Origin of the sequence: Pleionea litopenaei (assembly GCF_031198435.1) — a bacterium.
GTDB classification, from domain to species: domain Bacteria; phylum Pseudomonadota; class Gammaproteobacteria; order Enterobacterales; family Kangiellaceae; genus Pleionea; species Pleionea litopenaei.
Genome location: NZ_CP133548.1, coordinates 722,329 through 734,821, shown reverse-complemented (window position 1 = coordinate 734,821; position 12,493 = coordinate 722,329). Strand labels below are relative to the sequence as shown.

The following is a 12,493-nucleotide window of genomic DNA, read 5'->3' as shown; positions in this document are numbered from 1 at the left end:
TAAATTCCAATATCGACATATTTGACATTAATTTTTTCTCTTTAACAATATGGCGTATAATCGCACCCGGATTTTCTTACTATTACAGGATCGACTATGAGCACTATCGGAACGCCATTTTCAAAGACTGCGACGCGCGTAATGTTATGTGGAGCAGGGGAGCTAGGAAAAGAAGTTATTATTGAGCTACAGCGGCTAGGCGTTGAGGTTATTGCCGTTGATCGATATGAAAATGCTCCCGGAATGCAAGTAGCCGACCGAAGTCATGTGATTGATATGCTTGATGGTAGTGCTTTGAGAAAGTTAGTAGAAGCCGAACGGCCGCACTTTATCGTACCAGAAATAGAAGCCATTGCGACTGATACACTAGCAGAACTGGAGTCTGAAGGATTCAATGTTATACCAACTGCTAAAGCAACGCAGCTTACCATGAACCGAGAAGGTATTCGGACTTTAGCGGCAGAAACACTCGGCCTAGCAACGTCTCCCTACGCGTTTGCTTCAGATGAGTCGGAGTTTAATCGTGCCGTTCAAGAAATAGGCTTTCCCTGTGTCGTTAAACCTATTATGAGTTCATCGGGCAAAGGACAAAGCTTAATTAGGTCGAGTGACGACGTTGCTGCAGCTTGGCAGTATGCACAGGAGGGCGGAAGAGCCGGACATGGTAAAGTGATCATTGAGGGATTTGTTGATTTCGATTATGAAATTACCTTGCTAACCGTACGCCATAATGGCGGCATTAGTTTTTGTTTGCCAATAGGACATGTTCAAGAAGATGGTGATTACCGTCAGTCGTGGCAACCTTGTGCAATGACTGAAGTAGCCTTGCAACGATCACAAGAAATTGCTGAAAAAATTACAAACGCACTTTGCGGCGAATCTGGACGAGGTATTTTTGGTGTTGAGCTTTTTATCAAAGGTGATCACGTTTATTTTAGCGAAGTCTCCCCGCGCCCCCATGATACCGGAATGGTGACGTTAATTTCACAAGACTTGTCTCAGTTTGCGTTGCACGTACGAGCAATATTAGGGCTACCAATTCCTAATATTGCCCACCACGGTTCTTCTGCCTCAAGTGTTATTCTACCGACAGGTAAATCCTCCCAATTAAAATTCACTGGATTAGACAAGGCGTTGCAATACCCAAATACCCAAGTCCGTTTATTTGGTAAGCCCGTCATTGATGGTCGCCGTCGAATGGGGGTTGCCTTAGCCCGAGCTGAAACTGTTGAAGATGCCATTGAGTTAGCAAAAACGGTTTCGTCAAAAGTCGACGTAGAATTCTAGACGACATTAAAGTCTACGGCAGGCTGCTAATCGCCTGCTACTTTTTATAATTGCGTTGTTAGCTGCTATAGTAAAGATTAGTTAGTTGAAACACGGTGGTTTGCGGTTGTACAGGAGGTAGCGCCACATTGTAATCATTGATAAGCAAGGAGTGGCGAATGTCTCGAAAAATTGAAGACTTAGAGTTAACGTTTCAAGAAAAAACTAAGCAATTACTGGCTAACTGCGAGCAGCTTGGGTATCCGATGCGACCTTTCTGCACGCTTAGATCACCATTTGAGCAAGGAAAGTTGTGGCGCCAATCAAGAACAACTCAGCAAGTCGTTCAGCAAATCAAAACCTTTCAGCAAAATGGGGCTCCGTTCTTAGCCCATTGCATCGAAAGCGTAGGCCCGCAAAATGGTCGACATGTTACCAATGCATTACCTGGCTTTTCTTGGCATCAGTGGGGGGAAGCCGTGGATTGCTTTTGGCTAATCGATGGCAGTGCTGAATGGTCGACAAGGCGGAAGGTTTCAGGTAAAAACGGGTACCAGGTTTATGCCGAACAGGCTAAGTTACTCGGTCTGACTGCCGGTGGTTTTTGGCGGTCGTTTAAAGATTGGCCTCATGTTCAGCTCAAAAAACTAGCCAACCCGTCTCGAGGTTTTTCACTGGAACAAATAAATTCTATCATGGAGCAGCGGTTTTCTTAAGCAAGGCTCCGTAAAAGTCAGTGAATAGCAAAAGCGTCAGAGAAATAATGAATAGCAATCGTAACTTAACTTTTCTTATTGTAGTTCATGAGTAGAGATACGCAGGCATTGAATCAACGTCGTTTCGAATTTAAGCCAACTGAATCTGTTTGGATTTTTGGTTATGGCTCGCTTATTCATAAAGTAGACTTTGACTATCTAGAAAGCCGACCCGCGGCAATAACAGGGTGGGCTCGACGGTTTTGGCAGGGTAGTCATGATCACCGAGGAACGCCAAGTCATCCAGGGAGAGTGTTAACGCTTGTCAAAGAAACAGGACATCGTTGTATTGGAATGGCTTACAAGATCAATGCAAGCGTCTTTGAGTTTTTAGACCATCGAGAGAAAAATGGATACTTAAGAGAAGCGATCAACATTCAGCTTTTGACTCAGACTGACAAAACACGCTCGGCCGCAGTACAATTTGACAGTGAATTAAATAGCGGCTCATTGGTTGAAGTCCCCGGAATTGTTTATCACGCTTCTCCAGACAATGAGGCATTTTTAGGTCCAGCAACCGATCAAGAAATTGCACGCCAAATTTCCCAGTCCCATGGTCCAAGCGGTGCTAACAGCGAATATCTATTAAGGTTAGCTGACTCGTTAAGAGATCTTGGGGTAAGAGGTGACCATGTGTTTGATATCGAGTCTGCCTATTGGTCACTGTCTACAGGTGTTTGATCTTTCTCTTCATTTGTTTGACCCGAGTCTTGAGTTGTTTCGGGAATGTTAAGTGTGGATGGTTGTGATGATGCCGCTTTAAGTTGTTGTTGAAGGTTGTTCACCTGCAGCTTGAGAGATTCTAGTTCGTCTTTGTATCGTTGATTTTCCTTTCCTAACCAGCTGGCTCTACCTTCTTGCCGTTTGGCTTCTTGTTCAGCATTATCGAGTTGCTGTTTAAGGTTTGCTATCTGTTCATCTGACGCATTATTACTGCTTGATTGAGCTGATTTAAGCTTGTCGACTTGGGTGAGAAGACTTGAGCGTTCTTCAATCAGTTCTTGATTTTTGTTCTCAGTTGCTTGATTTGCCTGTGATAGCTCTTGTATTTGTCGATCGTATGAGCTTTTAATTTCTTCTTGATAGTGCTTTTTTTGCCACTCTGCATACCCATAGCCCAGCGAGCCACTGATAAACAGGAATAATGTTAATAAGCTAATGAACTTTAAGAAGCCGCTGATCGAACTATTGCTCTGACCACAAAAAGGACAGTCTTTGTTACCCCAAGATATTTCTCTTTGACATCCGCGGCAGTGGCTTGCCATAACTTAGATTCCTTACATTTAGTCGGTATGTTGTTACAGTGAGCAAACTTCAAAGCTCGTTTTTGGCGCAATAAAAAATTAATAGTTACAGCATTTAACGTTTTTTTGTGCTTGCATTTTTAATTCTAAACTTATTAACGTCGCCTCTCGGCATTCAACTGATATGAATGAGAGAAATCTTAGCAAGAATGGCATGGTCAAACCGTGAAGAGTGTTATAGTTTTAATCGCAGTGACTCACCAATAAATTGTTGTAACTCAGGAAATACACCTGCTCTTTCGGCGAACGTCGGCCATTGTACTGCGATATCTAAGACTTCTTCAATAATTTGCAGCCCATCGCTTTTTAAAGAAGGCGGAACAACGGCTAGTAGGTCTTCTTTTAAAAAGTGGTCTCGTTTGCCGTTAATACTCATTTGATGTTGAGCGACCCATGGGGAACCGGGCTTATACGAAAAGGCCACGTCGAAAGCAGGCGCCAATTGGTATTGGCCGGAGTTACTCATAATGAAACCGAAATTTTTTGTATGGTCGTCTTGATTGCGCATAATCACGTTAAACGTCATGCGACGAAAAAGTTCTAATGCTTCTTTACGCTTTAATTTCAGCTTTCTCAACAACCCAAACAGCTGCTCATAGCTGTAAAGCCCCGGTTGTTTGTAATCGACATGGGTTAATGCACACAGTGATTGGTAATGAATTTTATGTTGCTTGTCGCGATCAAATCGTTTTGTTAAGAAGTGAGCAAGTTCACCTTGAATAAGGAGCTCACTGGGCATCATCTCAATACCGGCTTCAACAGCCATAAGGTAGTAAGCGTATTCCATTCTACCAAACCCAAAAGGATCTCCAAACGTTTCCCGGTGACTATCCGTTTGAACGACACCATCAAATTTGATGACAAAATGCTCAAACTCGTCGGGGACATTTCCTTGACCACTTACAATTTGTTGGCGCAGCGGATCCATCGCTATAACTGCTTTTGCTCGCGCTCCACCGGCAGACGTTCCGACTTGAAGTATTTGCTGTAGGGCTTCGTCTGACTGTTCATCCAATTGAGCGCTCCAGTCGTTTCTTTGATTAAACACTGCTTGTGCCATTTCTATAAGGGCGTCAAGTTCAAGCTTACTCACTTTGTTATAACGTTGAATAGCTGGCTTAAACTCAAGTGCACCCATTGCTCTTTTACCCGTATAGAGGAGTCGCTCAATGGCTGAGAAAGAGTCTGGCGATCGTTGTTGTCTTGCGAGCCAGGCATTGATCACTGCGTTTCCAAAGTCATCTGGTAACGCGTCTGCAAAGCAACCTGGCAGACCGCGAAACGTTGGAAAAGGAAGTTGGGGAAAGCGATACTTAGTTGCACTTAATGGCATTTTAATGGGAGATAACTCTATTCCACTTTGTCGCCATTCTGGCGAATATTCAAAGGTTGCTATTAAGTCGTTAGTCACATAACCCAATGCTCCAACAAACTTATTTTGAAAGTAAATTTCTGCATATTGATGCTTTTGGGCCATTACCAGTCTATCTCGTCGTTGTTAGCAGTATTTTTAGCATCCGACTTAAGCGAAGTGCCATGGCTCGAACCTTTTTTTGGGCTAGCATGTTTTCTTTGCTTACCTTTTAACTTGGCCATCAAGAGAGGGCTCATCGGCTCGTCGGGTATCCAGTTTTCAATCACATCGAGCCTGTCTAATACTCGTAAAACGCCAATCAAGACCTGAAGTCGAGTTTTTCCGGTTGCAATATTTCGGTAAGTTTTTGTGGTAATGTCGAGCTCGTCGGCCAATGATTGCTGGGTAAGGTTTTTTTCTAAACGAATGGCTTCAATACGTTCAAATAACTCTTGGCAAATGGCTTCGTCACTGTACTCATTCAAATCTGACATTGCACTCTAATAATAGGTAATATAATACTCTTATAATAGCTAATTTAGCTAGAAAGGGAAGTATATTACCTATTAATTTTAAATCTTATGACTATTTTTGAACACTAAATCCAGCGGCTTCCCAGCCTAGATATCCACCGGCTAGTGAATAAACATTTTTAAAACCCATTTTCTGAATGCTTTGTGCAGCAAGAGCGGAGCGGCCGCCTGTACGGCAATAGAGGTAAATAGGCGCTTCTTTGAGTTGTAACTCGGGCGCGAGCTTTTGAGCTACCGCTGGGTGTCCCTCAACTTGGAACTCTAGTACGCCTCTAGGAATATTAATCGCACCAAATACGTGGCCTTCGCTATATTCTCCTGGCTCCCGTACATCAATTATGATGGGTGTTTCTCCGATTGCATCATGAAGTTGTTGAGGTGAAACCTCGGTAATGTCCAGTTTGGCCGCGGCGACCATATCATTAGCTGTTTGCATATTCTTTCTCCAAAGAGCGGGTTAACCTATACTCGAGTCACTAATAAATTCATTTTCAAACATTGTAATTTAGATATTTCTAATATACAATAGCCTTTAAATTAGTAATATCTAATATAAACTGCGTTAAACAGTCGATATTCACCTAAGGTCTCAAAGATGAAAGATAGATTTATTAACTTCTCATTGCAAAAGGCGAAGCAAGTTTACTTACTCATGGTCATAGTGACCTTTGGGTTGGCTGCTTTTATTCCTATGATTCAGATCGATACCGATCCTGAAAATATGCTGCCAGAAACACAAGCCGACCGAGTGTTTCACAATCAAATTAAGAAAGAGTTTTCATTGTACGACGCCATTGTCGTTGGCGTTGTTGATGAAGAAGGCATATACAATCCATCTACTTTAGCGAATATTCACGAGTTAACTAAACACATTCTGGCCATTGAAGGGGTTGTGCAACCCGATTTAATGTCGTTAAGTACGGTTGATAATATTTTGCAAGGGGAAGGTGGCACCTTGCGATTTGAATGGATGATGAGTCAACCACCAGAGAATCAGGCTCAAGCTAAAAATCTTGCTAACCATGTCAAACGACTGCCCTTGCTATTAGATACCTTGGTGTCAGCAGATGACAAGGCTGCAACGATTTATGTTCCAATTATTGATAAAAATGAAAGTTATCGAATTTCTCAAGACATTCAATCATACGCTGAGCAACTTAAAGGTAATGCTGACTTTCATATCACTGGATTACCGGTCGCAGAAGATACTTTTGGTTTTGAAATGTTTGTTCAAATGGGAATCTCTGCGCCAATGGCCGCGCTCATGATTTTTATTCTGATGCTTGTTTTCTTTAAGAACTTAAAGTTAGTTATTGCACCGATGATCGTTGCGATGTCGACGGTGATTAGCACCATGGGTTTACTCATTGCGTGTGGGTTTACCGTTCATATCATGAGTTCCATGATCGCTATATTCTTAATGCCAATAGCCGTTGTAGATTCGGTGCATATTATGTCTGAGTTTGCAGATAGATTTAAACCCGGACGCAACGCAAAAGACGTAGCGAAAGAAGTCGTCAGTCATCTATTTACTCCCATGCTTTATACATCGGTGACTTCGACTGTTGGTTTTTTGTCGCTGGCGTTAACGCCAATTCCTCCAGTGCAAGTATTCGGATTGTTTGTCGGTTTTGGGATCATGTTGGCTTTCTTCTGGACGATCATTTTTATGCCAGCTTATATCTCTAGAATGACACCTGAACAACTCAAAACTTTGCAAGATAAAATGCATGGAGAAGGATCTGGTGATAGTAGAGTTTTAGGCTGGTTTAACCGTATAACTTTGGCTCGTTCTAAAACACTGATCTTACTATTTAGTGCGGTTTTCGTGGTTAGCCTGATTGGAATTAGTAAAATACAAATTAATGACAACCCTGTTCGTTGGTTTAAAGAAGACCATCCGATTCGCGTTGCTGATGAGGTTTTAAATCATCACTTTGCTGGCACCTATGACGCATTCCTTGTGCTGACAAACAGTGATCGAGAAGAAGTGTTAGCCAATTATCGAAAGGAATACAGCCAAGTTATTGATGACCTTAATAACAGTGAGTTAGCGAGTGAGTTACAGTTACTTGAAGACATTAATATTGGCGTTCAAATTAGTAAGATAGATGATCTTATGTTTTCAGCGGAGTCTGCTAACCTAGAGACACTAGAGCGTCTATTAGCGATTAGTGATAAGTATCAAAAACGACTTAATTATTTCACTCAACCAAGTAATCTGGAGTATTTAGCAAACTTACAACAAGCACTTCTTGAAACAGGACTCGTTGGTAAAACGAATGGCATGACCGATTTAATTAAAACGGTCAATCGTGAATTGTTCAGTGGTGAATCTAAAGATTACCGCCTTCCAGAGACTCAGGCAGGCGTCGCACAGGCTCTTTTACAGTTTCAATCTTCGCATCGGCCGCAAGATCTATGGCGAATGGTGAATCCTACCTTTAGTCGTACCAATATTTGGATACAACTAACCAGTGGTGATAATCAAGATATGTCAAAAGTTATTAAAGCCGTAGAAAATTATGTATCTAAGAACCCTTTACCGGAAGGCATGTCTTTAAATTGGGCGGGTAAAACCTATATCAATGTGGTTTGGCAAGATGCAATGGTTAAAGGGATGTTGGAGAGTTTAAGCAGTGCATTCGTCGTTGTGCTCATAATGATGATTGTTTTATTCCGCTCGTTTGTTTTTGGTTTGCTTGCCATGCTTCCGCTGACTTTAACCATTACTTTTATATATGGGTTAATTGGGTGGATTGGAAAAGACTATGATATGCCCATTGCAGTCTTATCTGCGTTAACTTTGGGGCTTTCAGTCGACTTTGCGATACATTTCTTAGAAAGAACTCGCTCTCTCTTTGAAGAGACCAAGGATTTTCGAAAAACCATGTCATTAATGTTTGATGAGCCTGGTCGAGCGATCAGTAGAAACGCTATCGTGATAGCCGTAGGTTTTACGCCGCTGCTATTTGCACCTTTGGTTCCATACATCACTGTTGGAGTGTTTCTAGCCAGTATTATGGCAGCTTCGGCGCTAGTGACTTTGCTTATGTTACCAGCGGTAATGAATGTATTTAAACGCTGGATTTTTAAATCTTAGTTGAGACGGAGAAACAATATGAATCAGTTTTCTAAATGGTTAAAACTCACGTCCGTTATAACCTTGCTTGCTGGTAGTATAAGTGGTTTTAGCGAGAGCTTGACTGCCGATGCTATCGTTGAGAAGGCAAACTTAGCCTCTTATTATGCCGGCAAAGACGGGCGCAGTGATGCGCGAATGAAAATTGTTGATGCACAAGGTCGCACTCAACTACGACAGTTTGTGATTTTGCGCCAAGATGTAATCGATGGTGATGACCAAAACTTTCTCGTTGTTTTTAGTCGGCCCTCAGATGTAAGCGGAACCAGTTTTCTAGTGAATAAACACCCTAAAGCAGATGATGATCGATGGTTATATTTACCCGGACTAGATTTGGTAAAACGTATTTCGGCGGGGGATAAACGCACCAGTTTTGTAGGATCTCATTATTACTACGAAGATGTTTCTGGAAGACCGCCTTCAGAAGATATTCATGAGTTAACTGGACAAGATGATAAGTTTTATCAGTTAAAACATCGTCCAAAAAATCCTGAATCCGTAGAGTTTAAGTACTATACAACTAAAATAGATAAAGAAACATTTTTGCCTATGGAGATTAAGTACTTCGATTCAAGTGATCATTTAATACGTTCAGTAGAAGTTCAAAAGGTTGAAGTTATTCAAGGCTTTCCTACTGTAATTGAGTCAAAAATCACGGACCATAAACTAAATGGCTATACCTTAATGCAATTTGCATTCATGAAATATGACTTGGGAGTACCCGAGAGTGTATTTAGTGAACGTTCATTAAGAAATCCTCCTGCTCAATGGTTAAAGAGACAGTAGAATGCGATTCTCGATAGTTAATAACTTACCAATTGCTATTGCAGTACTTTTAACGCTAACGGTTTCGCAAGAAACCGTGGCATTAAACAATGAAAATAGCGCTGAATCCGAGTGGGGAGATAGCGAGTGGGGAGATACTTGGGATGAGTCGAGTAAAGAGAGTCTGTTTCATGGATTTATAGAAGCGGCCTTGTCGAGAAAAGTTGATGCTGATGTTGGTAATCGCGATGCTTTGCAAGAGCTACGTGGTCGCATTGAGTGGAAAGATACGTTAAGTACGACGCAATTTGAATTTAAGGGTGATTTCTTTTACGACGGGATTGTAGAAAAAGGGTGGGATGCTCATGTACGAGAAGCGAACGCTTTGATACCAATTGGAAATAATTTTGAGTTAAAGGTCGGGCGGCAAATTCTTACCTGGGGTACCGGAGATTTAGTGTTTATCAATGATCTATTTCCAAAAGATTGGCAGTCATTTTTTGTTGGTAGAGACGATGAGTATTTAAAAGCACCTTCTGATGCCATGAAGCTCTCTTGGTTTGGCGAGAAAGTAAGTTTCAATTTAGTCTATTCACCTGAGTTCGACTCAGATAACTATATCAACGGTGAGCGTCTTAGTTTTTATTATCCCGGTTTTGGTATTGTTCAGCCAGAGCTATTTCCGGTAGCGAAACCCTTGTCTAGTGATGATGAGTTGGCAACTAGAATTTATGGAAAGATAGACGGATTAGAGTGGGCATTTTATACCTACTCAGGTTTCCACAAGACGCCAAAGGGCACCAATGCCTTGGGCGTTCCTTTTTTTCCTCGACTAGAGGTGTTAGGGGCGAGTGTTCGAGCACCCATTGCAGGTGGTATAGGTTCTGTTGAACTGGGTTCATACAACAGCCTTGATGATGCTAACGGCACAAATCCAATGATTCCAAATGACCAATTTAAGTTGTTGTTAGGGTTTGAGCATGAATTAATGACTAATGTAACCGGATCGTTTCAATTGGTATTAGATAAAACTCATGATTACCAGGCTCTTATTGCGAACAGCGCAGTGCCTTCGCAAGAGCAGGCTGAGGTTCATAAACTTCTAACTGCTCGAGTAACTCATCAAGCTATGCAACAAAAATTAATGAACTCTTTGTTCGTATTTTACTCGCCTGATGATAAAGATTATCACCTTAGACTCAGTAGCAGCTTCCGGTATAGCGATGATTTAAGTCTTTCAGGTGGTGTTTATTGGTTCGGTGGAGAGAATGATTTTAGTTTTTGGGGACAGTTCCAAGAGAACAGTCAGGTTTTTGTTCGACTCCGTTACAATTATTGAGAGGTGTTTTATGTCTGCAGAACGAGTTTTAACCGCGTTTGCGGGTTTTATGGTGTTACTATCAGTCGCTTTGACTCAATGGGTACATCCCGGGTTTATCTGGTTCACGGTATTTATTGGAGCAAATTTGTTTCAACAATCGTTTACAGGTTTTTGTCCTGCGACTATCGTGTTTAGAAAAGTTTTTAAAGTTAAAACTGAGCGAGAGATCGCTTTGCAACAAAACCCATAAGATTAAGGACAATAGATACCGTGCAGCGTATTGATAATTTGCGCTGCCGGGCCTTTCGCAATCGAGTAGTAAATAGTTTGCGATTCTCGGCGTGTTTCAACTAGATGGTCGTTTCTTAAAACCGCTAGGTGTTGTGAAAGGGCCGATTGACTGATAGTCACTTTCTCATTTAATTCTGTTACTGACATTTCACCCTGACTTAACAAACAAAGTATGAGTAGTCGACTTTCGTTACTTAACGCTTTTAACAAACGGCTTGCCTCAGCTGCATGTTGTTGTAGATCTAAACGATTGTTTGCTTCAGTCGGTTTTGTCATGATTTTACGTCTAAAAAGTGAAGTGCTCTAAATTAGTATAATCTAATATGTTATTGTGTAAAAGGAAGTTATCTAGATGCCTCTGCTTTTTTGTAAATGAAGTTGTATAACGGAACTACGATAATTCGACAGACTCTTAACTGTCATTACACGTTCAAGTTGTGAAACTCATTTTAATCGGTATTGTTGATTTTTAGGGAAACACAATATCAATATTCACACTGGTTATAAATAATAAAACCGCTCAAAAATTGATAAATTCTAATTGAGGACTTAAACTTAGGGTATATACCTAGACGTTACTTCACTTAATCACTTTCAGGTCGGAACCTATAAGACTATGTTAACGAGTCACGAATTTATGGTCGCTAATAAAAAGCGACGTAAAAATGATCATCCTAATCGAAAGAAAAAATCGAATGCTGGCCAATCGGGTAATACGGCTGAATACTCTGACCATTATTCAGAAAACTATTCTGAAGGTAATCCACAATACCAAAACAAGCCGAAAAAAAATCGACCAAATCAGCAAAGAGCTCGACATAATCATGGTAATGATAATCATTTTCAAAAGAAGCAAAATGACGATCATTTAGAAGGGTATGTACCTGAGGTTGAAGAAGGGAAGGTTTATCAAGGTATTGTGCAGAACTACTATCGAGAAAAAGGCTACGGCTTCATCAGAGCTGAAGAGTTCAAAGTACCTGCTTTTTTTCATTACTCAGAAATTCAACTTGATGGCTTTAAGTATTTGATTAAACAGCAAAAAGTCGAATTTAAAGCGAGAGTTTCTGATGAAGGTAAGTTACAAGCTTACGAAGTCACTCCCACTGAGCTTGCTCCGACTCAAAAGCGTCAAATATTCAATAAAGACAAATCATCCAATACAGAGTAAGCCGTTAAACGTTAATTATATTTGAACCGCAAATCATGTATGTAAGCGATTTTTAGATGTCATCTAAATTATCAGAGCACGGCGCTTAAGTTTTGCTTGAATATATATGGATATCCATATATAAAGCCTTCAAATAGTCTATGAATCAAAGTAAAGCTAAGGTAACTCTTGAACAACAGCGAGAAAATGGATCATTCGTTAGAAATGCAAGAAACATTAAAAGTTGTTAAGGCAGTATCTGATCCTACTCGATTAGCGATCCTATGGCTGGTGTTAAAAGAGTCTGAGCTTTGTGTCTGCGAATTTACTCATGCTTTGGGCGTTAGTCAGCCGAAAGTTTCCCGCCATCTAGCGATATTAAAGAAATCTGGTTTGCTTAATGATATGCGCCGCGGCCAGTGGGTCTACTATCGGTTAATAGATGGATTACCTACTTGGTTGTACGATCTGTTACAGGGCGTTCTTGGAGCCAGTACAGTGGAGGTCGATGCTAGTTTTGCCGTGACGTTGCAAGGCGCACTTGAACGTCTGCAGAAAATGGGCAATCGGCCGGAAAGAGCAGGTCGGTTGTGTGGTTAATTGAATCATTAG

General features: G+C 41.1%; 14 protein-coding genes. 9 read left to right on the top strand and 5 right to left on the bottom strand.

The annotated features are described in order from the left end of the window. The first annotated feature begins 96 nt into the window (after positions 1-96). The 3 genes from purT (at position 97) to Q9312_RS03165 (ending at position 2,702) form a co-directional block, all read left to right on the top strand. Positions 97-1,287, top strand: a complete 1,191-nt coding sequence (gene purT / locus Q9312_RS03175; RefSeq protein ID WP_309203097.1) for a formate-dependent phosphoribosylglycinamide formyltransferase — start codon at positions 97-99, stop codon at positions 1,285-1,287. A gap of 158 nt (positions 1,288-1,445) precedes the next feature. Next, a complete protein-coding gene (locus Q9312_RS03170) occupies positions 1,446-1,982 on the top strand; it encodes a M15 family metallopeptidase (protein WP_309203096.1) in 537 nt (178 codons plus the stop codon). 87 nt (positions 1,983-2,069) lie between these two features. Further along, on the top strand, positions 2,070-2,702 hold the full coding sequence (locus Q9312_RS03165) for a gamma-glutamylcyclotransferase (protein ID WP_309203095.1): 633 nt from the start codon (positions 2,070-2,072) through the stop codon (positions 2,700-2,702). Here Q9312_RS03165 and Q9312_RS03160 read toward each other — a convergent pair. From Q9312_RS03160 to Q9312_RS03145, 4 genes are all read right to left on the bottom strand, one after another. After that, on the bottom strand, positions 2,675-3,286 hold the full coding sequence (locus tag Q9312_RS03160; protein ID WP_309203094.1) for a hypothetical protein: 612 nt from the start codon (positions 3,284-3,286) through the stop codon (positions 2,675-2,677). The genes Q9312_RS03165 and Q9312_RS03160 overlap by 28 nt on opposite strands. Before the next feature lie 214 nt (positions 3,287-3,500). After that, complete coding sequence (locus tag Q9312_RS03155) at positions 3,501-4,802, bottom strand: type II toxin-antitoxin system HipA family toxin (protein ID WP_309203092.1); 1,302 nt, start codon at positions 4,800-4,802, stop codon at positions 3,501-3,503. Beyond that, on the bottom strand, positions 4,802-5,173 hold the full coding sequence (locus tag Q9312_RS03150; RefSeq protein WP_309203091.1) for a helix-turn-helix transcriptional regulator: 372 nt from the start codon (positions 5,171-5,173) through the stop codon (positions 4,802-4,804). Before Q9312_RS03150 ends, Q9312_RS03155 begins: the two co-directional genes overlap by 1 nt. Before the next feature lie 91 nt (positions 5,174-5,264). Then, complete coding sequence (locus Q9312_RS03145; RefSeq protein WP_309203090.1) at positions 5,265-5,648, bottom strand: rhodanese-like domain-containing protein; 384 nt, start codon at positions 5,646-5,648, stop codon at positions 5,265-5,267. A 159-nt stretch (positions 5,649-5,807) separates the two neighbouring features. Between Q9312_RS03145 and Q9312_RS03140 the strand changes: the two genes are divergently transcribed. The 4 genes from Q9312_RS03140 to Q9312_RS03125 are packed head-to-tail and all read left to right on the top strand — an operon-like array spanning position 5,808 to position 10,690. Further along, positions 5,808-8,315 carry an efflux RND transporter permease subunit gene (locus Q9312_RS03140; protein ID WP_309203089.1) on the top strand — a complete coding sequence of 836 codons (2,508 nt, stop codon included), beginning with the start codon at positions 5,808-5,810 and terminating at the stop codon, positions 8,313-8,315. Between the two features lie 18 nt (positions 8,316-8,333). Then, positions 8,334-9,140 (top strand): outer membrane lipoprotein-sorting protein, encoded by an 807-nt coding sequence (locus Q9312_RS03135; RefSeq protein WP_309203088.1) that lies wholly within the window; start codon positions 8,334-8,336, stop codon positions 9,138-9,140. A gap of 1 nt (position 9,141) precedes the next feature. Further along, a complete protein-coding gene (locus tag Q9312_RS03130; protein WP_309203087.1) occupies positions 9,142-10,458 on the top strand; it encodes a hypothetical protein in 1,317 nt (438 codons plus the stop codon). A gap of 10 nt (positions 10,459-10,468) precedes the next feature. Continuing rightward, positions 10,469-10,690, top strand: a complete 222-nt coding sequence (locus Q9312_RS03125; protein WP_309203086.1) for a YgaP family membrane protein — start codon at positions 10,469-10,471, stop codon at positions 10,688-10,690. Between the two features lie 2 nt (positions 10,691-10,692). On the opposite strand, the gene Q9312_RS03120 is transcribed toward Q9312_RS03125, so the two are convergent. Then, positions 10,693-11,007 (bottom strand): ArsR/SmtB family transcription factor, encoded by a 315-nt coding sequence (locus Q9312_RS03120; protein ID WP_309203085.1) that lies wholly within the window; start codon positions 11,005-11,007, stop codon positions 10,693-10,695. Positions 11,008-11,347: 340 nt separating this feature from the next. Here Q9312_RS03120 and Q9312_RS03115 point away from each other — a divergent pair, with 340 nt between their 5' ends. Then, entirely contained in the window at positions 11,348-11,902 is a 555-nt protein-coding gene (locus Q9312_RS03115) for a cold shock domain-containing protein (protein ID WP_309203084.1), read from the top strand. Between the two features lie 168 nt (positions 11,903-12,070). Next, positions 12,071-12,481, top strand: coding sequence for an ArsR/SmtB family transcription factor (locus tag Q9312_RS03110; RefSeq protein ID WP_309203083.1), 411 nt, complete (start codon positions 12,071-12,073; stop codon positions 12,479-12,481). The last annotated feature ends 12 nt before the right edge of the window (positions 12,482-12,493 follow it).